The 23,301-nt window shown below is 63.8% G+C and carries 9 protein-coding genes; 3 read left to right on the forward strand and 6 right to left on the reverse strand.

Annotated features, from left to right (window positions below; translation table 11 throughout):
• The first annotated feature begins 69 nt into the window (after positions 1–69).
• Both H6718_00990 and H6718_00995 read left to right on the forward strand, forming a co-directional pair.
• Positions 70–1,353: a hypothetical protein gene (locus H6718_00990; GenBank protein ID MCB9583937.1), complete on the forward strand. Its 1,284-nt coding sequence runs from the start codon at positions 70–72 to the stop codon at positions 1,351–1,353.
• Between the two features lie 149 nt (positions 1,354–1,502).
• Entirely contained in the window at positions 1,503–2,663 is a 1,161-nt protein-coding gene (locus tag H6718_00995; protein ID MCB9583938.1) for a tetratricopeptide repeat protein, read from the forward strand.
• A gap of 66 nt (positions 2,664–2,729) precedes the next feature.
• Here H6718_00995 and H6718_01000 read toward each other — a convergent pair whose 3' ends face one another.
• Positions 2,730–3,998, reverse strand: a complete 1,269-nt coding sequence (locus tag H6718_01000; GenBank protein ID MCB9583939.1) for a sigma 54-interacting transcriptional regulator — start codon at positions 3,996–3,998, stop codon at positions 2,730–2,732.
• Positions 3,999–4,264: 266 nt separating this feature from the next.
• Between H6718_01000 and H6718_01005 the strand changes: the two genes are divergently transcribed.
• Positions 4,265–5,065: an outer membrane beta-barrel protein gene (locus H6718_01005; protein MCB9583940.1), complete on the forward strand. Its 801-nt coding sequence runs from the start codon at positions 4,265–4,267 to the stop codon at positions 5,063–5,065.
• 195 nt (positions 5,066–5,260) lie between these two features.
• Here H6718_01005 and H6718_01010 read toward each other — a convergent pair whose 3' ends face one another.
• From H6718_01010 to H6718_01030, 5 genes are all read right to left on the reverse strand, one after another.
• Entirely contained in the window at positions 5,261–16,600 is an 11,340-nt protein-coding gene (locus H6718_01010; protein ID MCB9583941.1) for a tetratricopeptide repeat protein, read from the reverse strand.
• A 643-nt stretch (positions 16,601–17,243) separates the two neighbouring features.
• On the reverse strand, positions 17,244–18,116 hold the full coding sequence (locus H6718_01015; protein MCB9583942.1) for a hypothetical protein: 873 nt from the start codon (positions 18,114–18,116) through the stop codon (positions 17,244–17,246).
• 713 nt (positions 18,117–18,829) lie between these two features.
• A complete protein-coding gene (locus H6718_01020; protein ID MCB9583943.1) occupies positions 18,830–20,932 on the reverse strand; it encodes an AgmX/PglI C-terminal domain-containing protein in 2,103 nt (700 codons plus the stop codon).
• 118 nt (positions 20,933–21,050) lie between these two features.
• Positions 21,051–21,305, reverse strand: coding sequence for a hypothetical protein (locus H6718_01025; GenBank protein MCB9583944.1), 255 nt, complete (start codon positions 21,303–21,305; stop codon positions 21,051–21,053).
• A 523-nt stretch (positions 21,306–21,828) separates the two neighbouring features.
• The gene (locus tag H6718_01030) at positions 21,829–23,247 is read right to left on the reverse strand and encodes a hypothetical protein (GenBank protein ID MCB9583945.1); all 1,419 of its coding nucleotides are present in this window, start codon (positions 23,245–23,247) and stop codon (positions 21,829–21,831) included.
• Between the last annotated feature and the right edge of the window lie 54 nt (positions 23,248–23,301).

A 23,301-nucleotide genomic window follows, 5' to 3' on the forward strand; every position in this document is an offset into this window, starting at 1 on the left:
AGCTGGAGCGCGTCGCGAGCGGCCGAACTTCGGTAGAAAGATCGGCCGCGCGGTACTAGCCTCGATTGTATGGGCGAAAGTACTGGGACAGGCGGACCGGACTCGAAGTCCGACTGGGTCGGCGTAGATGGCCTCACTGCGGAGGAAGCCGAGCGGATGTCCGGAGACTTCCGCGCCGTCTGGGACGACGAGGGAGGCGATGACGCCCCAGCTGCCCCAGCCCCTAAGCAAACGCTCGTTGGCCTAAAGCCTTCCACGGTGACTCGGGACGAACCGAGCGCGGCCCCGCGTGTGGCCACTCTTGAGCGACCCGAGGAGTCAGCCAAAGCCGAGGCCCCGTCGGCTGCTCCCCCCGCGCCCAAGCAGACCATGTTGGGGCTCGGCGCTGTCAAACTTCCGCAGGGAGACGACAAGCCCAGGGAGGCCGAGCGCGATCCACGCAAGGACACCGCCAAGCACACGCCCCTCTCCAAGCAGACGCTGCTCGGGGTGGCGCCGCCCAGCGCGGGCAGCACCGCCCCCAAGGACGACGCAAAGGCCGACGCGCCCAGCGACACCGCCAGCGAGCCCAAAGAGGCCGAAGACGCGAAACCCGAGTCCCTCGCAGCGCCGGTGGTCACACCCAAAGCCGACCCGGATACCGCGGAAACAGCCCCTGAAGCAGAGGCCAAGCCCGAACCCAAGCCGGCCGAGGCGAGCGCACCCGCGGACGGCTCTGCTGACGACGAGGACGAAGACGAGGACGAAGACGAAGACGAGGCGGTCGCAGAGGCCCCCGCCGCAAAGCCCGCAGCCGCGAAGCCCGTCGCTGCAAAGCCAACCGAGGCCAAACCCAGCCCCGCCGCGGCAAGACCGGCGCCAGTCGCCGCGGAAGACAACGACGTCTTCGTTCCTCCGACGCAGTCCGCGGGCTCAGGCAGCAAGTTCGCGCTGATTGCGGTTGCGGCGGTGGTCGTGCTCGGGGCGGGCTACTTCCTGACGCGCGGCGGTGATGATAGCCCTGCGGAAAAACCAGCGACCACCAAAACCTCCACGCCAGAGCCGACGCAGACCGCCGCGGCCAGCACCGCGACCGCAGCCGAGCCTGCAGCAACCCAAGCTGAGCCAGCCGCGAAGCCCGATGAGCCTGCGACCCCGGAGCCGACCGCGACGGCGGAACCAGAGCCCCAGCCAGTCGCAGCACCCCAACCGACGGTAAAGACGCTGCCCCCCAAGCCGACTTCAGCCCCCAAGCCCAAACCGACCAGCACTCCGGCGGCGACCGCAAAACCCAAGCCCAAACCCACCACGGCCCCCGCTCCGAAACCCACCGCGCCCCCCGCCGGCAAGATCGTCCGCGACGCGCCGTTCTAAGGCTCACCCGCGGCAGCGAAGCCGCGAGGAATCCAAGGGAAGCTTGCAATTTTTGGCGCTCACGCCTATCGCCCGAAACCCGAGCCTTCAGCCTTCCATGCCTGAGGAAGTGTTCGCACCTACCCCACGCCGAACTGATTGAGGATCCGATGAGAACCCGCGCTTATACCCTCGCCTTCGCCCTTTCCTTGAGCGCCGCCAGTCCCCTATTGGTCGCTGGCTCCGCACAAGCGCAGTCGGCCGACGCCATGACGGAGATGGCGCGTCAGCGCTTTCAGGAAGGCGTCCAGTACTACGACGCCAAGGACTACGAGAAGGCGCGCGCCGCATTCCTTCAAGCCTATGCGTTGAAGAAGCACCCCTCGGTACTCCTCAATCTCGCGCAGAGCGAGCTAAGGTCCGGTCACGAAGCGGACGCGGCCCAGCACTTCGAGCAGTTCCTACGCGAGAACCCCGCCGTTTCGGCCGCCGAGAAGAGCGAGGCACAGAAGGGTTTCGAAGCCGCAAAGGCAAAGGTGGGCGAATTCCCGGTGACGGCGCCCTCCGGTGCGCAGGTGTTCGTCGACGGAGAGCCCGTTGGCACGGCTCCACTCCCCGCTCCGGTGTACCTTTCCCCGGGGAACCACAAGTTCGAGGCGCGCAAGGGCACGGACAGCGCGGTCGAAGACGTCAGCGCCGCGGCCGGCGCCTCCTCTCCGGTGAGCCTGAGCTTCGGTGGAGCGGGTGCAGTGGGCCCAGGGCCCGTCGTTGGTCCGGATCAGCCCCCCCCCGGAGAGGGCAACCCGGGCACCACGCCTCCCGGGGACACTGGGGGCGGGTTTCAAGTGAGCACCGACGGCGACCGTGAGCCATTCCTCGACTGGGCGCTGCAGAGCCCGGTCGCCTACGTGGGCGGTGGCTTGTTTGGGCTCGGCCTAATTGGCGGTGTCGCGTTCGCGTTGTCATCCAGCGCCAGCTACAGCGACGCGGACAACGTGCGCTCCGCGATCCTCGCGGAAGCTCAGAAGCCCCAGTTCAAGACCAGCGCGCCCTGTAATTCGTCGGACGGACAATACGAACACTTCCGGGATGCGTGCGCAACCTGGCAGGACCACGTCGACTCGGGCGATACGAAAAAGACGGTCTCGACCGTCAGCTTCGTCCTCGCCGCAGTTGGCGCTGGCGTGGTGGTTGGCGGGTATTTCCTCACGGCAGAGAAATCGCCGAGCGGAACCGCCAAGCAAGACAAGGGCAAGCGCGCACCCCGTACCTACGCGAGCCCCGTGGTCACCGACGACTTCAAGGGCTTCGCATTCGGCGGCAGCTTCTGAGCTGGCAACGCTCCCACTAGCGCTGAGGCCGCGCCCCGAAGGCGCGGCCTCTTGCATTTGGTCCCCTCAAGCGGCGCTGTGCTCTGCGCGCTCGAGCCAGGCGCGGAAGGTGCTCCGCGGTACTCTCAGGGCACGCGCGGCTGCGCTGACGTTGCCGCCGTGTTGCTTGAGGATCTGGACCGCGTCGACGGGCGAGGCAACCGGTTTGGCACGCTGGGAGGCTGAGCCGATCGCTTGGGCGACGTCGTCCGCCTCAATCATTCCTGCTTGTGCCATCAGCGCCGCCCGATAGAGCACACTGCCCAGTTGACGCACGTTCCCAGGCCAGTCGTAGCGCATCAAGCACGAGAGCGCGGCGTCGCTGAGGCAGAGTTCGCCGAACTCCCCGGAGTAGCGGGCGAGGAGCGATCGACTGAGCCCAGCGATATCCGACTTCCGCTGCCTGAGCGGCGGCAGCCGAACCACCAGGGTGGAGATCCGGTGCAGCAAATCCTCCCGGAACCGACCCTGGGTGGCTCGCTCGTTCAAGTCTGCCCAGGTCGCCGAGACCACCCGCACATCGACCTCGCGATACTCCGTCGATCCGAGCGCCCGTACCCGGCCGTCCTCGACCACGCGCAGCAACTTCACTTGAAGCGCTGGCGTGAGGTCCGCAATCTCGTCCAGAAAGAGCGTTCCCCCGTGAGCCAATGCGAACGCGCCGCTGCGCTGGGTGATGGCCCCGGTGAAAGCCCCTCGCGTGTGCCCAAACAAATCAGCGTCGGCGAGACCCTCGCTCAGTGTGCCCATGTTGAGGGGAACCAGCATCCCGGCTCGCCCCGAGAGCTGATGCAGCGCGGTCGCGACCAGGTCCTTACCCGTGCCCGTCTCACCCACCACCAGCACCGGCGCCCTGAGCGGCGCCGCGCGATGTATCTCCCCTGCCACGCGGCGCATCGCCGATGACCTGCCAACGAGACCCGGCACTTCGACCTGGGGCTCCTCCGTCTCTCGAGGGTCAGCGCCACGCAGCACGACGAGGGTACGCCCGAGCTGGAAGTGACTTCCCGACGCGACGAGCTTCGCGGCTCGAACCCGCGCGGAATCGAGATAGAGCCCATTCTTCGACTCGAGGTCGCACACCTCCAGGCCGTCCTCCGTCCAGCGCACTTCGGCGTGCCGCCCACTAACGGTGGGATCGGGAATCGACACCTCGCACGCCCCGGCGCTGCCCAATCGCAGGCGTTGGCCCTTCTCGATGCGCACCACGAAGGACTCGCTCGGCGCGGTCACTTCCATCAACCAAGCGCCGCTGGGGGCGCGGCACATCAGCTCCTGGGTCTCGTCCTGACTCATGCATGGACTGCTCGGACAAGGAGCCGTTCGGTTGCTTACAGACCGCACATTGCGCCGGACCTTCTCTGATGACTCTCAGAGCAGCGTGTGGTGCTCCGCGCTGCGGTGCCGCCTCCCCCCGAAAAACCCCGTCCAGAGGCGATCCGGAGCCACAAACGCCGCCCTCGGGCGCCAATCAGCGCGCGCCTTTCCAGGCTCCGTCAGGGCACATTCGGGCAAAAAGCGGTTGTCGCCCCGTGTCGCTCACGTGCTAACTGTGCCGCCTCATGACCGCCTTGGTACCCGCTCGCCAGTTCGTCCCCGCGCGTCCCCGTTTCGCGCTCGGCCTGCTGGCTTGCCTCGTTTGCTCGCTACCAGGCGCGGCGCTTGGGCAAGAGCCTGCAGCCCCAGCCAGCGACGTCGAAGAGCTCGACGGCTCGGCGAGCCTCGATCCGGGCTTGAACCGCGGCGGCGGTGAGGTCACCGAAGCACCCGCCGAAGACATCGAGGACGACGACGAACCCCCGCCACCAGACATTCCTCCTGCCGCTGATCAGCGCAGCGGGCACATCCTGGCCGGCGTGGGCGGCTTCTTGAGCTTGCCCTTCGGCAGCATCGAGTCTGGCGTCTACAGCAACGATCTCCTCAGCTCGGGTTGGGGGTTAGACGCGCAGCTTGCCTACGGGGTCCACCGGAACCTCGCCGTTGGTGTGTGGGGGCAGTGGAGCTCGTTCGGCGGCGACGACCCTGACTGCCCGGACTGCAAGCTCTCAGGCTACGCCGTTGGCGCATCCGCCAGCTACTTCCTGGTGCAAGGTCTGCGCTTCGATCCCTACGCGACCGCGGGGCTCGGCTATCGCAGCTCGAAGCTCGAGCTCGGCGATTCTTCAGTCTCGTACAGCGGCGTCGTCGCGCACTTGATGCTTGGCGGCGACTGGATGTTGGCCAAGCCCTTTGGCCTCGGACCATTCCTCGGCTTCGACATCACGCGCAACTTCAGCCGCTCCGACGGCGAGACCCCCGGTGGCGCCCTCGAGTGGCAGGCCATCTTCGGCTTCCGCGCGCGGCTCGACTTCCCCGGCCACTGAATCCTCGCGGTAACGTTCCGCGTGAGCGCTGGTGTCGGCCACGTGCTTGCACGCGCACGCTTGCGCCCAGATGCTCGGGCTCTGGGTGAGTGCAAGGCGCGTGGCTCGTCTCCAGACGCCAGCCACAAAAAGCCGAGGGCCGCGAGCTCCCGCTCGCGGCCCAGTGCCTTCACTTCGACTCTACACCGCCGCGACTCACCCGATCGCGATCCCCAGCGCGCTGCGCAGCTGGGCGTATTCCGCGCTCACACTGAAGAGCAGGAGCTCCTTGATCTTCTCCTCCGGGGAGAGATCCCCGGGTAGCGACGGCTCCATAGTGACGATCTTGCGGGCGATGCTCAGATCGCCGCAGACCAGGAGACCCGCGCGAAGCTGAGTCAACTCGGCCGCCTGCACCCAGCGCTTGATGTTCGCCTTGGCGCCCTCCTCGATGAAGCGCTTCACGACAGCGCGCAGGTGCTCCATCTGGACCGGATCCATGTACTTCGCCAGCTCCTGAGCCGTGTTGCGGATCTGAGTGGCGCCGTCCGGAGGCATCGGCGTGTTGGGTGCCGCGATCATCACACCCGCGAAGAGCATGATGGTGAGCTCGGCCTGCGTCGGGAAGAGATTCCGCATGTAAATCTCAGGCCGATACGAAGCCAGATGCTTGCCGCAGATGAACGTCAGCTCCTGAGGCTGGAACCCGGAGAGCACCGCCTTGCCCGCGACAGATGACGGAGGCAGATGCGGTACCGCGCGGATTGCGTCGTTCATGTCGCTGCGGACGTAGAGCTCCGGAGTGGAGAGCCCCAGCACCTGACCAGCCCAACCAAAGGTCTTGGCGAAGGTCACCGTCGAGGTCGCCGGATCCTGCTTGAAGCGAGGATCAATGGGCGACTGCTGACGGGCCATCATCGCGACCTTGGCCTTCAACGCGGCAGGCACGATCATCTCGAAGATCTTCGAGATGTAGAGGTTCAAGTCGGGGTGGAAGAGCTGGCGCGTCCAGAGGTCATTGGACAGCCGTCCCTTCACCTGCAGCATCCCCTGAGGACGGTAGTCCTCGTAGAACTGCATCTCTTCCTGATCCGCCTTGCCCATGAATGAGATCGCGGCGGCGAGGGTCCACGCCTCGTCGTAGCTGTGCTTGTGCAGGTACAGCCGGTAGAGAGCGCGGTAAGGATCGATGTCGAGCGGGTTGTGATCCAGGATCTTCCGCTGCTCTTCTATCGCCTCGTCGAAGCGCTCCGTGCTCTCGTAGAGCTCGCTCAGGATCTGGCGATCCAGGAGCGACTCAGGCTTCGTCGTTGACGCCATCTTGAAGGCGTCGACGGCGGACTCCATCTCCTGCAAGCGGTCGCGGTAGATGAGACCGAGCTGGTGCCACAAGGTGTACTCGAGATCCGCCTTATTCTTGTTGGTGATGCGGTGGATCATCTTGCGGTACTGGCGCTCGAGCTGCTTCCAGTTCTTCTCGCGGGTCAGGATCTTGTTGATGCGCTCGAAGGCCTTGAGGAAGTCAGGGTTGAGATCCAGTGCCTCGTTGAAGAGCTCAACGGCGCGATCCGGATCCTCGAGTTTGTCGCGGTAGAGCTGCGCCATGGTGTTGAAGCAGCGCGACTTGACCAGCGGGTTGTCGCTGATATCCGCGATGGCCTGGAGCGTATCGACCATCTTCGACCAGTCTTCGGCCTTCTGATACAGCTCGAGGATCTTGTGCAGGAGCGACGGATCTTGGGGCTTGAGCTCCAAGGCCTCTTCCAGGGCCTCGATGGCCTTGGGCGCGTTGTTCTCCTTGCCTGCCCAGACATCGGCGATGTCGTTGAGCATCACGAAGCGCTCTTCGCCGTCGAAGATGCCATCGAGGATCTGCCGCTTGTAGGCGGCGACTTGCTTGAAGTCGTTCGCTTGAGCGTAGACGTCGACCAGCGCTTCGAGCGTTGGGCGATGCTCCGAGTTTAGCGCGAGCGCCTTCTCGAAGTTGTTGATCGCTTGCTTTACCTGGCCCTGCTCACGCTTGATGCAACCCAAGCGGTAGTAGACGTCGGTGCGCTGATCAACTTCGTCCTCGCTGAGGGAAGTCAGCACCTTCTGGTAGTTCGTGAGCGCGCTGGGCCAGTCTTGCAGGCGGAACGACACGTCAGCGATGCCGCGAATCGTCTCCTGATCCGTCAGGTCGAGCTGGTGCGCGGCGTGGTACGCCTTGAGCGCCTTCTCGTCCTTGCCGACCGCTGACAGCACCTTGCCGAGCAAGTTGTTCAGCATGTGCTGCTCGTGACGCTCACGGTTGCGCCCCTTGCGCACCAAGAGCTCAGCCAGTGGCTCAGCCTCGGTGAAGCGATCGGTGCGCATGTACTCTTCGACCAACGGCAGCGCCGCCTCTTCGCAGTCGTCATCGCACTGCATCGCGAGCTGGTAGGCTTCGATGGCAGCGTCGTGCTCTCCGAGCATTTCGTCGCGCAACTTGCCGAGCTCCACGAGCAGCTTGGCGCGCTGACGAGGCATCTCGGTGTTGAGCTGCTCCTGGTCAAGGTAGCGAGCGGCACGATCCCAGTCCGCCTCGTCCATCGCGATGGTGCGCAGGGCAGCCAGCGACGGCAAGTGAGCCGGGTTGAGATCGAGAGCCATCTCGAAACGCTCTTGCGCCGTGATGCGATCCCCCAGCTGCTGCTCGAGTGCCGTACCGATGCGGTAGTACATCTCGACGCGCTGGGTGCCGTCCGTCGTCAGGTCGGCGACGCGGGTCATGTTCTCGATGGCCCGCGCCGGGTCCTCTTGCTTCTCGTACAGCCGGCTCAGAGCCTCGAGCGCCGGGATGTTGGTGTCATCCAGGTCAACGATGTTCTGGTAGGCATCGATGGCGCGATCCGTGTCACCGACTTCCTCGGCGTAGACCTGAGCGATCTGGCCGTAGAGCTCGATCTTGTCGTCGGTGGACGCCGCCTCACTGATGTGGCGCTCGTAGGTGTTGATGAGATCCAGCCACTGCTTGAGGCGCCGGTAGCAACGCTCGAGTGCGACGTAGGCGCGTGCATCCGCCGGGTCGATCTCGAGGGCCTGCTCCAAGCGCTGAGCCGCGACGTCGGCCTTGAGGAACTGCTCCTCTTGAATCAACGCCAGCTTGAGCAGCACGCTGACGCGCTCGCGCTCGGTCTCCACCACGTCCAGCTGACGCTCCAGAACGTCGACTAGCTCGTTCCAGTTCTGCGTCGCTTCGTAGATGCGCTCGAGTCCGCGCATGGCGAGCAAGTTGCCCCCATCGAGCTCCATTACCTCGCGGTACTGACGGCCTGCCTTGTTCAGGTCGCTCAGCGAAGACTCGTAGAGACCACCCATGCGCAGCTTGTGCTGTGCGATGCGGTCGGAGTCCTCCAGGGCTTGCACCTTGCGAGTCAGGATCTCCACCAGGTCCTGGTGATTGCCGCGCTCGTCGTAGATGCGCTCGAGTGCCTCGAGGGCAGGCATGCAGAGCGGATCGACTTCGAGTGCCCGCTTGTAGAAGGAGATGCCCTTGTCGGTCTCTCCCATGTGGCGCTCGAGCAACTCACCCAAGTCGCACAGGATGGCCTTACGGTCATCGCTGCTCACCGCGACATCCAGCGCGCGGGTCAGCATCTCACCCATCTTTTGCCACTGGGCACCAATGCGGTGGATGTTGGCCATCTGCCGCAAGACCTGAACGTTGTTCGGGTCGAGCTGCATGATCTGCGCGTAATAGGGCTTCGCGTAATCGAAGTGGCCGAGGTCTTCGCCGTACCACTTGCCGAGGCGCAGGCAGAGCAAGATCTTCTGCTGCGGGTCCTCGGTCTCTTGCAACCACTGGTTCGCGTTCTGGATCAGCTCGGGCCAGCGGTTGGTCTGCTGGGCCATGCGCTCGAGGTAACGCACCGTCTCGTCGTCGCCGTAGTTCTCTCCAAACGCCTCGAGCAAGCCGACGAAGGCCTGGTCGGGGTCGTGAAGCTGAACCTCGCAAACGTTGGCGATGCGACGCAGTAGCTCGCCGCGCTCGTCGACGTCTTCGCGAGTCTCTAGGCGGTTCAGGTAGAGCTCGATCAGAGGCTCCCAGCGGCCCGCTGCCGTGTGGAGACGCTCGAGCGCCTCGAAGGCCTCGGTGTGCGCGGGATCGATGCCGAGGATCTTCTCGAAGGCAGCCGTCGCTTGGTCGTAGTCGTTGACTTCCTTCTTCCAGATCTGGGTGACCTCGAGCAGCTCGCGGATCTTCTCCTCGGGCTCCTGCAACGCTTCGGCGCGCTGCATCTTGACGTCGACCACCTCTGGCCACTTCTCGTCCAGGCGGTGGATCTTCTCGAGTTCCGCCATCGCCTCGAAGTCGAAGGGATCGACCTCGAGCAGCTGACGCCAAGCGTCCGCAGCGTCGTACGGTTGCTCGAGCTTCACGCCGTAGGTCTGGCCGAGCTCGCGGTAGACCTCCTTGAGCTCTGCCGCCTCGAGGAGCGCCGCCGCGCGATCGATCATCGCGTGCAGGGAACTCACGAGTTCTTGAGCGTCTTCCCGAGTGCGCCAGATCTGAGCCACCGCCCGCAGAGCAGGCAGGTTCGCGTAGTCGATATCGAGCACGCGCTGCCAGGTCTCCAGCGCTTCGTCGTCGCGGCCGAGCTGCTCGATGAACAGCCGGGCGCGATTCGTGAGCACATTGACGCGCTCTTCGTCGTCGTCGGCGATATCGAACTGGCGCTCGAGCACATCCGTGAGCTCCGCCCACTGTCCGAGGTGCTGGTAGAGGCCCGCGAGTGCGCCAAGCGCCTCGGGATCTTCACCGCGCAGATCGAGCACGCGCTTCCAACCCTCAACGGCGTCGTCGATTCGGCCCAGGCGGTTTGCCGCCAGATGCGCCATCTTGGCGCGGATTTCGGCCTCGGCGACGTCGCCCACCGCGGTCTCCATCTCGCGCTCGTAGACCTTGTTCAGGGCTTCCCAGTCTTCGGTCTGCTCGTAGATGCGACCCAGGGCGGCGATCGCTTCCTCGTTACTGGGCTCGAGCTCGTCGAAGATCTTCCGGTAGGCTCGGATCGCGTCCGGGATGCGCTGGAGCGCCTCCTCGTAGACCTGACCCAGGCGACCCCAGAGCTCGACCTTCTCGTGCTCTTCAGCACCGACAGCGCGCTGCTCCAGAACGCCTGCAAGCTCCGCGTACTGCTCGAGCGACGAGTAGATGCGGTCGAGGTTGGCGAGCGAGTCTTGGTCACCCGGAGCGACCGACAGCACGTAGCGGTAGGTCTCTTCGGCCTTCGTGACGTCTGCGAGCTCCTCCTCGAAGACGCGCGCCAACCGCTTACCAACGGCTGCCTGCGTTTCCACAGGGAGCCCTTCGATGCCAAGCACGTCGGCATAGGCGTTCGCTAGCTGCTCCCAGCCACCGTCGATCATCGCCGCGAGGCGCTCGATCTCTTCGCCAGTGCGCTCGTCCAGCGGACGCTCCTTGATCGCACGCACGTAGACATTGAACGCCTGATAGGGATCCATCAGTCGCTCTTCCGCATCTTCCGCGATGCGGTAGTACATGTTCATGCGCTCATCGGCGTCTTGGGTGTGCGCCAGCTGCGCCTCGTGAACCCGGATCAACTTCTCCCACTCGGCCGTGGACTGGTAGAGCGGTTCGAGGATCTCGGCGACCTCGAGCTGCTTGGTACCCATCGCGAACAACGACTCAAGCGCTTCGAGTGTCTCCACGTGTTCCGGAGCCGCACCGATCACCTCGCGATAGGCGTCGATGGCGCGATCCAGATCGTTCAGACGAAGCTGGTACACCTGGCCCAAGCGATACTTGAACTCGAGGATTTCGTCCGGCGTCTGGCCAATCTCAGCTTCCCGCGTCAGCACGTCGGCCAAGTCAGCCCAGCGCTCCGCCTGGGAGAACAGCCGATCTAGGGAGCGCACCGCGCTCTGATTCTCGGGGTCCGCCTCCAGTACCTTGCGGTAACGGGAGATCGCGTTCTCCAGGTCCTCGAGCTGAACTTCATAGACCTGAGCGACGCGCAGTCCGAGCTCGACCAGGCGCTCTGGCTCATCGGTCAGCGTCGCGAGTTGACGATCGTAGAGTTCGGCAACTGCTGGCCAGCGCTCAATCGTCATCGCCAAGCGCTCGAGGGAACCGAGCGACTCTTCGTTCTGATTGTCAGCCGCAACGGCGCGGGCGTAGGTCTCGAACGCGTCGGCGTGTTGCCCGAGGTTCTCCTCGTACAAGCGCGCGATGCGGTGGAGTAGATCGACCTTGCTGAAGGGGTCCTCAGCAAAGCGCACCTGAACCTCGAGCACGCTGATCAGGCGAGCCCACTCACCCATCGCGTCGTACACGGGCTCAAGGACGCTGGACGCCAGGAGCGCCTCTTTGTCCCCGTTCTTGATGCCTTCCAAGGCGGCCAGGGTCGGCTCGTGATCCGGCTGAATGCCCAGGATGTCGCGGTAGAGTTCTACCGCCCGCGCCACGTCATCCAGGTGCTTTTCGTAAAGCTCGGCGATCCGGTACTGGTAGCTGATGGCTTCCGCTGGATCCGCCGTGAGTTCGCTCTCGTGGGTGAGCACGCTGAGCAACTCGGACCAGTTCTGCGTGCTCTGGTAGAGCACGTCCAAGCGACCGAGGGCGGTGAGATCGTCGGGGTCCAGTTCCAGCACCCGCTGATAGGTGTCGATCGCCCGCGTCACGTCTGAGAGCTCACGCTCGTAGACAGCACCAACCTGATAGTAGATGAGCTTGCGCTCCTCTGTATCCATGACCAGGTCGGCCTTCTTGCTGTAGACGCCGAGGAGTTCTTCCCAACGCGACAGCCCGAGGAACAGGTTGATCAGCGCATCGACGCTGCGCAGGTCTTCGGGGTCGATCTCGAGGATCTTTTGGTAAACGCCGATCGCGTTCTCTTTGCGGTCGAGCACTTCCTCTTCGAGGGTCGCCGACTGATAGAGCGCCTCCTTCTGCGCGTCCAGATCCTCGAGGATCTGCGCTTTGCGCTGAAGAATGAGCGACATATCAGAGTAGCGCTCGGTGCTGTGGAACAGCGTCTGGAGCGACTCCGCGGCCGCCAAGTTCATGGGATCGATGCTGAGTACCTTGCGGAATAGCTCGATACCGCGGTCGACGTCGCCGACGTCGTTCACGAACACGCGTGCAGCAAACGTGTACAGTTGGCTGCCAAGCTCCGGATCCTCTTGATTGGAGCCGAGTTCTTCGAACACTCGAGCCAGATCCGTGAAGCGCCCCGTGGTGCGCGCTAGGCGGTCGAGGCCTTCTTGGGTGAACTCGTGAGCGGGGTCCGCGGCGAGAGCACGCGCCAAGGTGTCAAAGGCCGCGTTGGAGTCCCCCGCGGCGTCCTCATACAGCTCGGCGATTTGATGCAGCAGCTCCACCCGACGGTTCACGTCGTCTGCGCGCCGCACCTGAACTTCGTGAACACCGATCAGCTTTTGGAAGTCGCCTTGCTGACGGTAGAGCGGTTCGAGGATCTCCGCGATCATCAGCTCGTGCGCCTGGTCACGCCCAAGCCGCTCGAGAGAGCTCAGCGCAGCCTGGTTCGACGGGTCACGCTCGAGCACCTCACGGTAGCCCTCGATAGCTGACTCGACGAGTCCCATCTGCTGCTCACGCAGTGCGGACAGCCGCAGCATGAGCGCGAGCTGCTCCTCCTCCGTTTCCGCGAGGCCAAGCTGAGTCTCGAGGTTCTCTGCGAGCTCGGGCCACATGCTCTGGCGGCTGAACAAGCCATCCAGAGCCCGCAGCGCTACATGGCTAGCGGGATCGAGCGCGAGCACCTCACGGTAGGCCCCGATCGCGTCTGCGGGCTGGCCGAGTCGCTCTTCATACACCTGAGCCATTTGCGCATACAGCGCCTCGCGCTCGCCGCCGTCCTGAGTCAGCTCGATGCGGCGACGGTAGACGCCGATCAGCTCACTCCACTTCTCGTGGCCGCGGTACAGGGCGTCCATTGCTTGGAGCGCCTCGGCGTCGCCGGGATCCAGCGCGAGCACGCGCTCGTATCCCTTGGCAGCCTCATCCACCTTGCCAAGCTGTTCCTCGATCGATGCGAGGCGCATCCAGTAGCTTCGAGCCAGATCCGAATCGGAGAGGCCGTCTGCCACTTCCGAGTAGATGGTCAGCAGCTGCTCCCAGGCATTCGCCTGCTGAGCCAAGCTCTCGAACTCGTAGCGCGCGTCTCCGTGCGCCGGGTCCGCCTTCACTGCTCGAGCTTGAGCGTCGAACGCCTTTTCGAGGTCGCCGAGCTGGTTCGCCGAAGTCTGAGCGATCCGTCGCAGTAGCTCGACCTGCCGATCGACGTCGGACGCCGCGAGCACGAGGATCTCAAGCGCATGAATGAGCTTGGTCCAGTCTCCGCGGGCTTCGTAGATCGCCTCGAGAATCGACGCGGCCTCACCTCGCAGGGTCTCGTGCTCGAGCAAGCCTTCGAGAGCGGCACGTGCGCCTTCATGATCCTGATTCAGGAACAGAATCTCTCGATAGTTCTCGAGCGCGGCCGCCGGATCCTCCAGCTGCTCGAGCTGGGTCTTTGCCAGGCGGAATTTGAGGTCGATAAGTTCGACCTCACCCACATCGAGTTCGATGCGGCGCGACAGGATCTCTGCGTAGGGACCCCAGTTCTCAGTTTGGCTGAAGAGGCGATCCAACGCTTCGAGAGCGGTGGTATCGACGGGATCATCCTCGAGCACTGCCTGGTAGGTCTCAATCGCAGAGTCCAGGGCGCTCAAGCGTTCCTCGTGAAGCCGAGCGATCCCGTACAGGATCTGCTTTCGCTCTTCGGGCTCGACGGCAAGATCACGCTTCTTGTTGTAGACCTCGAGCAGGTCGGACCAGCGCTCCGTTTGAGCGTAGAGGCCCTCGAGCGCGCTCAGAGCCTGAGCGTTCTCCGGCTCCAGCTCGTAAACGGCGCGGTACTCGACCAGGGCTTCATCGATGCGTTGGACCTCATCCACGAGCACGCGGCCGAGGCGTAGGCGCAGGTTGATCGCGCCCATCGCGTCGCCACTTTCGCTGAGGCTCTCGATTGCCGTGCGGTAACTGGTGATCAGCCCGTCCCAGCTACCAATGGCCTGCGCCGCGCGTTCAACATCGGCTTGGCACTGTTCGTCGGAAGGCTCGAGCTCGAAGGCTGCCAAGTAGCGCTCGAAAGCCTTGGCCTTGTCGTTGATCCGACCCTCGTACAGAGCCGCGACCTGGCGGAGCAAATCGAGGCGCTCCGCGGGGTTCTGCTCGTGAACGAGCTTGACCTCAATCGCTCCGCTCAAGCCCTTCGGGTTGTTTGCAGACTCGTAGATCGGGATCAGGCGCTGGGCTGCCTCCAGGTTCTGCTCATCGAGAGACAGAATCTTCTCGTAGGCGCGGGCGGCGCGATCGGGCTTGCCCTTTTGAGTCATCCAGAGCTCCGCGATCTTGATCAACATCGCGATGCTCTCTTGCGGGTCCTTCGTCTTGGACTCGTTGCTCTCTAGAACGCGGATGAACTCATCCCACTTGCCGCTCTCTTGATAGAACGTCTCGAGGTCGTCCCATCTCCCCAGGGAAACGTAACGCTTCTTGAGCTGCTCCTGAGCGCGACGGTCGTCGGGCTGCAAAGTGAGCAAGGTGCGGTAAGCTTCGACCGCGCGCTCGTCATCCTTGAGACGGTCACCCGTCACCTGGCCCAGCTTCGTCAGGATGTCGATCTTCTCCTTCGTGTCGAAGGTCAGATCGGCCTGCTTTTCCAGCACATCGGCGAGCTTCTCGTAGTCGCGGGCGCGCTCGTAGAGCTGGGCAAGCGACCCTAGTGCGTCGAGATCGTCAGCGTCGTTCTCGAGCACCACTGCCCACAGATCGATGCAGACGTCGGGCTTCTTTACGCGCTCGGTAGCGAGCTGCGCCATCTCCTTGAACGCTGCTGTACGCTCTGGTCCCGCGGGAAGGAAATCCGCTTGAGACTTCTGCAACGCGATGAGTTTCTCCCAGTCGCGACGCTTCTCGTACATGCCTCGGAGGTACTCGATGGCCCCGTCGTTCTGAGGGTCGACCTCGAGCACCTTCTCGTAGGTCCGTACCGCCTCCGCTTGGTTCACGAACTTGTTGACGTAGAGGTCCGCTGCTTCGGTGAACAGCTGCACCTTCTCCGCGGGGTCCGGAACTTCGTCACCCAGCTCGATGAGGGTCTTCACGTACTCGTGATAGCGCTTGGCCTCCTCCTGCTGGGCGAGCTGCTCGCGCAGCTCGGCGATCTTGGCGTCATTTGCTTCAGCCGGAGGGGCCGGTTCAGCCGCTTCAGCTTCCGGCTCGGCCTCGGCCGCTTCCGCGGGGATATCCTCGACGTCATCGACTACGGCTAGCTCCTCGCTAGACTCCTCCTCGATCTCGACGTCTGCGTCAGCCGCAGCCTCCTCGACTTCGATTTCCGCCGCAGGCGCCTCTGCCTCGGCAGACTCCTCAGCAGCGGGCGCATCACCAGGCGTGAGCGCCTCGCCGATCTGTGCCTCGAATGCCTTGAGCGCGGGATGGGTCGGCGAGACCCCGGCGAGCTGCTCGAAGTAGCCTCGAGCGCGAATCAGGTCACCCTGTTGCCGCCAGGCAATGCTACCGGCCGCGGCCAGTGCTGCGGCGTGGCTCACTCCGTTGGTGCTGGACGCGATCTGCTCTGCTAGCTCCAGATTGCGCGCCCAATTGCCCTCGGCGCCGTAGATCTCGCGCAAGCAGTTGAAGGCGTCATCACGCGTCGGGTCGGCCTTCAGCGCCTCCTCGAAGAGCTTTTTGGCCAGATCAAGGTTCTGGTGGCGAGTCGCCCAGCGCACGCCGAAGCGATACGCGATGCCCGCCTTGGTCGCCGCGTCCAGGTCAGCGTCCAACACCTTGCGCTGCGCCTCGACGATCGAATCGGTGCGCTCTTGGGAGACGAGGTACCCCTCGAACAGCGCTCCCGTTACGGTTCCGGACGGATCCGAGGCGTAGGCCTGACCGAGGATGCCCTCGACTTCTTCAGGCGCGAAGCGGTTCGCCACCCGAGATGCGCGAAGGAAGGCCATGGCCTTGCCTTCCGCGTCCGCCGCACCATGAGCTCCGCGCAACAACGATCCGATGTGGTCTTGCCACTGATCGGGTGCCACCTGAACGTCTTCCAGCATCTGGCTGGCGCGGCTCGGTTGCCCCGCGGCAAGCTGAAGCGCCTTGGCGTATGCTTCCGTTGCCCGATCGTAGTCGCCCTGATCCGTGAGCACGTCGCCCAGGAGCACGCAGAGTTCGGAACCCGCGGCGCCGTCTGAGGTGTTCTTCAGCTGCAGTTCGAGCAGCTTCTGCACCATGTTCAGCTTGCCGAGCTCCCAGTACACCGAACGCGCTTCTTCGAGCGCCTCGGTCAGGGTGTTGTTCAGCTTGAAAGCGTCCTGGAAATGCTTGAGCGCCTTCACGCCTTGCAAAAAGCGATCGCGCAACAAGCGACCCAACTTCAAGTGAAGCTGAGCTTTGACCCCATCGTCTTGGGCACTGGCGATTCCCTGTTCAAGGGCCTCGACCATGGCATGCCACTCGTGGGTGTTCTCCAGGTTATTGAGACGCGCCTCTAGATCCATGCTTCCTCGGGGGCACTATGCGGGAACGGAGCGATCGCGGGTTCCGCGTGCAGGGTGTTGGTGACAGCACAACTGTCGCACGAGACTACATCGAGCCTCGCGCCAAAAATACCGAACTTGTTTGGTTTGTTGGAGCTGGACCCAATCTGGCCCAATCTCCGCGTCCAAGCGCTCTGCTGGCTGGCCGGGGAGGCATGGCCAGATGGGCGCTCAGCGGGACGTTTCGCGAGGGAACAGCTCACAGCGACCGTGTGTGATGCCTGATCGGGCCGGCCCGACACACGCCGGACCCAAAGCGACGCGCCAACTTGGGGCGCACCGCCGCATCCGCCGAGCGCGTCAGCAGAGCCGCTGCAGTCAGCAGGGCCGCTGCAGTCAGCAGAGCCGCTGCAGTCAGCAGAGCCGCTGCAGTCAGCAGAGCCGCTGCAGTCAGCAGAGCCGCTGCAGCCGTGAGCGCGGGAGCGCGGGAAGTCGACGGCAACGCAAGAGCCGGACACGCTGGCTGCAACGAACTCCGGCGCCTGAATGGACGAGCGCCGGACGACGTCTGCGGCCCGGTTTGATCGGGATTTCAGACTTCGCCCGGCGGTCGCAACACGCAGTACGCCAGACTCGGGAGGTAATTCACACACGGAAAAACGTGTCAGTTGGTTCCCCCGAGCTTCTGGATGAGGTCCTGAGCTGCGGTGCACTGTTCCTTGAACTGCTTCGCCTTGGCGCCACGACACGAGGTCTTGCTGAAACTGTTCAGCAAACGCACCGCCTTCTCTTTGTCCGGCGGATCCTTGGTGGCGTACGCGGAGCCAAGGAAGAACTTGTCCTCGGGATGCTTGTCTCCACCGATCTCGCTTCCCTTCTCCAGCGAGGAGATCATGCCAGCCGTGTCGCCCTTGGCCTGAGCAACCTTCGCCAAAAGCACGTAGGAGGCGTGGAGGTAGTTCGCGTTCTGCTCCGTCGGTTGCAGGATGCGCGTCGCTTCCTTCAGCACCTTGTCCGCCTCGTCGTACAAGCGCAGCGTCACGTACACGTCGGCGAGAGGCGCGTAAAAGTAGCCAACCGTGGGGTCGTGCTCGATGGCCTTGGAGTAGTTCTCCACCGCGCCTTGCAGGTCATCGGTCCAGAGATCCGCCTCAGCGAGCTCGTGGTAGCACTCGGCGTAGTTCGGGTCCTTCTCGATGCACTTCTTCAGCGGCTCCTTCGCCTCGTCGTAGCGATCCTTGTCGCCGGCGCGCGCAAGCTGCATCAGCGCATAGCCGCGCTTGTACCAGTAGTTGGCGTGGTCGGGCGCGATCTGCACCGCGCGAGACGCAGTGGAAGCGACCTTGTCCCAGTCTTCCTTCTTCTCGTACGCACGCATCAAGCGCCACAGGATCCGGTGATTCGTCGGGTCCAGCTGAGTCGCCTGCTCGTACTTCGAGATCGCCCCTTCGACGTTGACCTTGAAAGCCTTGTCGCCTTCGTTGGAGAGGTTGATCGCCTCGATGTTGTCACGGTTGCAACCCAAACCCCCGAGCATGAGGCTGAGGCCCAACGCTCCCGCCGAGAACTTCGACACCAGTTTCATCGCAAGCTCACCCTTCTCTCTGTTCTTTCCCCACGCTTACCAACCAGCGAGGCCGAAGAGCAATACCCCGGCCTTGGAGCAACGCTGCACACGAACTTGTTGATCTGCGTGCGCGACACGCCGGCAGCGGCGTGAATCAAACCGATTCGCCTCCGCGAGGAGGCAACTCCCTCGGGCACTGACACGCTGGCTTCACGCCCTGTTATGGCGCTCATTCCCGCTCCAAGAGGGCCGAAGCATAGGCAGACGGCAGGAACGAAGTAAAGCCGGATCCGTCTAGGATCTCTGCAGGATCACAGGCTCAAACGGACTCTCGAGTAGCCTCGATCACACTTCAATTCCGCCCGGAGTAAGCTCTTCTGAGCACACTACCCAACACGCGTGATCCACACCTAACGCTGACCCCCGCCAGCGTGTTTCGATCCCACGTAGCGCGCGCGCTCGCACGCTGATCGACGCCTTGGATCGAGCAAGCAAATCACGGTCAACAGGGCGCTACGTCGAATCCTCCTCGCGCTTGTTTTGGGGGTGAGGAGCAACGTCTGTCAGGCGCTCCCTCTCCCCCAACCCCGTCCTCGATCACGCACCACAAAGCAAAAGCGGCGCGAGCTCTCGCTCACGCCGCCTTCGCTGTGTCCTATCAGAAGGGCAGCCCCGTCGAGGAATCAGCCGGGGCTGAACATGATGGGATACACGACGGTAACGATACCGCCTTCGGGCTGCGGGAAGGACAGACCGTAGTAGGCACGAACCACGCAACCCACGACGCCGCTGTCCGGAATATCCGAGCCACCGTTCGACACGTTCGACACAGCGCCGTCGCGGCCGATGACGAAGCGCACCGTTACGCGCCCCTCGAGGTTCGGGTTGTTACGTAGGCCGTTCTCGTAGCACATACGGAAACGACCATAGTTCTGACGCACGATACGCTGGATGACCTCTGGCGGAAGGCGACCCGACACGCTGGTGGCGCCCATGCGAACCTTGGGAGCGCGGGTGCTGTGAGAACCGCCGAGGCGTCCGTGACCCGAGCCGAAGCCCTGACCAGTGCCGGTGCCTGCGCCGTGACCAATGGTACCGATGGATCCGAGGCCGATACCCTCTCCGCGACCACCACCGCCCTCGCCGATACCTGAGAGGCCGAGGCCGCCAGCGCCGTAGGCGTCGCCGATCTCATCACCCCACATGTTACCCATCGCGCTGACTTCGTCGTTACCGAGCGACGTGTCGCGGCCCCACTCTGCGGTGGGGGCGTTGGGATCACCCGCGGCGCCGGTGTTGAGGAGACCGATGAGACCGAACTCCTGAGCCTCGCGCAGCGCCGCCTGACGGGCGATGTGCGGGTCCGGGTTGTCCTTGGGACCCTGAACTGCGTAGCGCTTGTTGGTGTCCTTACTGGTCTGCTTACCCATCGAGCCCTCTTCGCCCTTGGCGCGAGTGCCCGTGCCGCCTTCCTTGTTGTCGGCGTCTTGCTCGGTGACCTGCTCGGTCTCCTTCTCCTCTTCCTCGCGCTCTGCAGCCGCCTTGAGGTACTGCTGCATGAGGAAGAGCTGGTCCTTGTCGATGCCTTCGTCATCGAGCAAGCCCATGGGCGGGACGAAGAACGCCATCGCCGCGATCAGGCTGCCAACGGTGAAGAACGAGAGCGCGAAGTACATGAGCACCGCGACCTCGAGGCCAACCAGAATGCCTACGGGCATGGGCTTGCCAGCATTGACGGCCGCGACCTGGAAGACGAAGTCGCCCACCTCGACGCGAGCCTTGGCACCTCCGGGAAGCGCGAGCTGGTGCGCACCACTGAGTTCCGCACAAGGCTGAGCCTTGGCGCGGGCCTCGTCGAGGGTCATGCGAGGCTGGCCAGGGATCTCGACGAAGCCCTTCGCGCCTTGGGGCAGGACCACGCTGATCCCGCCGCCGCCCGCGAGTACCACCGGCATACGAGCAACCGACAGCGATTCCGCAGGGATGAAGAAGTCGCAGCCGATCGCCTTCCCTGCCTCTTCGCCGACGTAGAAGCTACGAGGCGGGGTCAGGTGCGAGACGTGGAGAACGTTGGTTCCCCAAAGAACCATCACCTCGACTGCCGCCGCGTGCGTCTCCACCTCGTCGGCGGGAACATCGGGGGCGCTCTTCACCAGCGTGTAGGTGTAGGTGCCGGGGGGCGCGTCGTCTGGTACCGCGAGCGCGGCGCGACGGGCAGCCTCGGATGCACCAGCGGCGAACGGGTTGGCAGGCGCGATGTCGAAGGGATTCGCTGCCGACGCGAACGGGTTCGAAGCTGCCGCGGAAGCAAACGGATTGGAGGAGCCGCCGCTTGCGAAGGGGTTATCCACCGCTGGGGCGGGAGCCGCTGGGGCCGCCGCTGGCGCGGGAGGCGGTGCCGCGACCGCGGGTGCGGGGGGCGCAGGAGCCGCCACCGCCGGCGCGGGAGCTGCCGCTGCCGGCTGAGCCTCCGCGGCCGCTGCCTCGGCGCTCTCGAGCACGATGCGCGTTCCACCGACCTCGATCTGGTCGCCGACGTAGATCTTGCACTTGTTCACCCGCGCTCCGTTCACCTGCGTGCCTGGGTCGTTGCCCAGGTCGATCAAGGTGATGTCGTCCGGGCCCCCAACCTCGATCACCGCGTGCATGCGGGACGCGAGCTCGTCGTCGACCTGCAGGTGACTCTTGGGGTCCTTGCCAACCTTGACGATGTCCTGGGTCACGGTCTCGCGACGCAGCAGCTCATCGCCTTTGTAGAGCGCAAATGTGAGAACAGCTTTCGACATATCGGGCGTTTCCTTGGTGCGGCGGCGCCGCGTGCAGCCCAAGTTTCCCTGGGCTGCGCTGAGGTCGTTCTCGCTATCGATGAGCGCTAGCGAGGGGCTGGTTTTCCGTGCGAAAAACTTAGAGGTTCTCGACCGACTTCAACATCTCCGGCACGAATGACGTGCGGGGACGAATCAGCGTGGTGCGAGCAGCACGCGGACGAACACGAATCGTCGCGTCGTTGGGTCCAAAGCCACCGGCGTTGAGCGGATCATCGTCGAACTCGTAGCCGTAGCCCTTGTCGTCATCTTTCTTGTCTTGAGCGAACACGTTGGGAGCGGTCAGAGCGATCGCAGCGCCTACGAGCACGGCAAAACGGATCTTCTTCGACATTCCAGCCTCCTCAGAACTTTGCGTTCGAATTACAGTGTCATTGTACTTGGCTCAGGGTCGAGCCGTCAACCGACTTCGGCCTGATCCCATCAACTCCGAAGAGCTGGTGAGGAGCGAAACCGTCATCGCCGCCCCCGGGGTTAGTCCCTGGGGCACCCTACTAACTACCACTGGGGCGCCCGGACGCGAATCACGATCCGTCGTCCGGAGCATCTCCATTGACGTGCTCACCACATCGCTCGCCGCGTCCGAAGCACTGGCGCCACGGAACACATCGAGCTCTGGAGTCAGCTGGGCGGAGTGTCGAAGCACGGCGAGCTAAGACAGCTCCTGAACACTCAGGTTCCGCGAGGAGTGATTTCCTTGGGAAGTTTCTTCCTCGAGGATCTTTCCGCGCGGGTTGGACTTCCTGCGCACACACTCGCACAGTGAAGGCCAAGCAGCGGGTCGCAGAAAGCAGCGGACAAAGCGCAACGGGCGACCCAGTTGGGTCGCCCGTGCATGTGGCGAAACGATGGCTCGCTTACTTCTTCTCTTCCGGGGGCGGAGGCGGGGGCGGCTCAGCCGCTGCCTTTTGCCCTTCCTCGATGAACTTGATCGTATCCGTGATGTCCGTCGAGCGGTCCTTGGCGATCTTCACCGCGGGCGCGAACGCCGCGTCGGCGCCAGCCTTGGCTACGAAGGTGTCGTAAATCGACGCAGCCTTCTTCAGCATCGGGATGGAGTTCTTCTCGTCCCCCTTTGCCTTGTACTCCTGCGTCAGGATCGCCTCGTTGTAGTAGGTCTCTGGACGGTTCGGCTCGAGCTTGCGGGCCGCATCCAGCTCCTTCTGCGCCTCAGCGATGTTCTTGTCGTAGTTCGCGTCGTTGATCTGACCGCGCAACGCCAGCGCGAGACCCAAATGAGCCTCATAGGTGTTGGGCTGCAGCTTGAGCGCCTCGCGGTACGCCTGCTCAGCCTCCCCGAAGCCGCGGAAGCCGAGGTTCACCGCCGCGTAGTTCATGTGGGCTTCGAAGAACTTGGGGTCGAGCGAGCGAGCTCGTTTGAAGCTCTGCACGGCACCGTTGTAGTTCTTCAACTGCACCTGGATCAGACCAGCGGTGTTGTGAATCGGCGCGTACTTGGGATTCTTGCGAATCGCTTGAGCCGCCACCAACGCCGCGAGATCGAGTTGCTGCTTGTTCACCTCGAGGCCTTGGTCCGACGCGACGACGAGGCCACCGCGCTTCTTGCCCTTGGCGGACTTCTTGTCCTTCTTTTCGGCGTCTCGCTTGGCGAGCTCGAGGTAGTACAGCGACAGCTGGTTGAACGCCGGCATGAAGCTGTCGTCGATGGCCAGGGCGCGCTGGATGTTCAGCTTCGCGCGCTCGAGATCGTTCGCACCGTCAGCGTTCTTGACGTCGTTTCCGCGTTCCATCTGCAACGCGGCGACGCTGACCAGGGCCTCTACGTTCTGGAACTTTGCGTCACGAATGATCTGCTCGAGCTTCTCAATCGTGGCGTCGAGGTTCTTAGAGGACTGGTACTCGTAGAGCGCGAGCTGGGCGCGGGCGCGGTGGAAGTCTTTCGACGCGTTCGCTGCAGCTTGGAACTGCGCCTTGGCCTTGTCGTCCTGACCGCAGCGCGCGTAGGCGAGACCTGCGTTGTACAGTGCCTCGGGGAAAGGCTTGCCTGAAGCGCCTTGCTGCTCCTTGGCCGAATTCAGGAACTCCCCAGCGACGCTGCCGCAGCTGGACTCGGACCAACTGCCCTTTTGGTCGTTGGAGACGAACTGATCAAGCGCGCGCTGAAAGCCCGCTGCCGCGGCTTTCGTGACGGCTTGGCCGCCCTTCGTGCGCTGACCGCTGTCGTCCTTAGGGCTGATGGCGCCCGGGCCGTTGCTTCCGCCACCGCAGGCCACACACACCAGCACGCCTAGAACTGAGAGATTAGTCAATTTCATGATGATTCTCCGTGAGATCTTCGAGGTCGGCTGGGCCAGCGGCAGTCTTACTCG

Source organism: Polyangiaceae bacterium, assembly GCA_020633205.1.
In the GTDB taxonomy this organism is placed as follows: domain Bacteria; phylum Myxococcota_A; class Polyangia; order Polyangiales; family Polyangiaceae; genus JAHBVY01.

What these genes read in the sequence shown, in the direction of transcription:
- H6718_00990 (MCB9583937.1), top strand. Translation starts at nt 70, where the DNA reads ATGGGCGAAAGTACTGGGACAGGCGGACCGGACTCGAAGTCCGACTGG.
- H6718_00995 (MCB9583938.1), top strand. Translation starts at nt 1,503, where the DNA reads ATGAGAACCCGCGCTTATACCCTCGCCTTCGCCCTTTCCTTGAGCGCC.
- H6718_01000 (MCB9583939.1), bottom strand. Translation starts at nt 3,998, where the DNA reads ATGAGTCAGGACGAGACCCAGGAGCTGATGTGCCGCGCCCCCAGCGGC.
- H6718_01005 (MCB9583940.1), top strand. Translation starts at nt 4,265, where the DNA reads ATGACCGCCTTGGTACCCGCTCGCCAGTTCGTCCCCGCGCGTCCCCGT.
- H6718_01010 (MCB9583941.1), bottom strand. Translation starts at nt 16,600, where the DNA reads ATGGATCTAGAGGCGCGTCTCAATAACCTGGAGAACACCCACGAGTGG.
- H6718_01015 (MCB9583942.1), bottom strand. Translation starts at nt 18,116, where the DNA reads ATGCTCGGGGGTTTGGGTTGCAACCGTGACAACATCGAGGCGATCAAC.
- H6718_01020 (MCB9583943.1), bottom strand. Translation starts at nt 20,932, where the DNA reads ATGTCGAAAGCTGTTCTCACATTTGCGCTCTACAAAGGCGATGAGCTG.
- H6718_01025 (MCB9583944.1), bottom strand. Translation starts at nt 21,305, where the DNA reads ATGTCGAAGAAGATCCGTTTTGCCGTGCTCGTAGGCGCTGCGATCGCT.
- H6718_01030 (MCB9583945.1), bottom strand. Translation starts at nt 23,247, where the DNA reads ATGAAATTGACTAATCTCTCAGTTCTAGGCGTGCTGGTGTGTGTGGCC.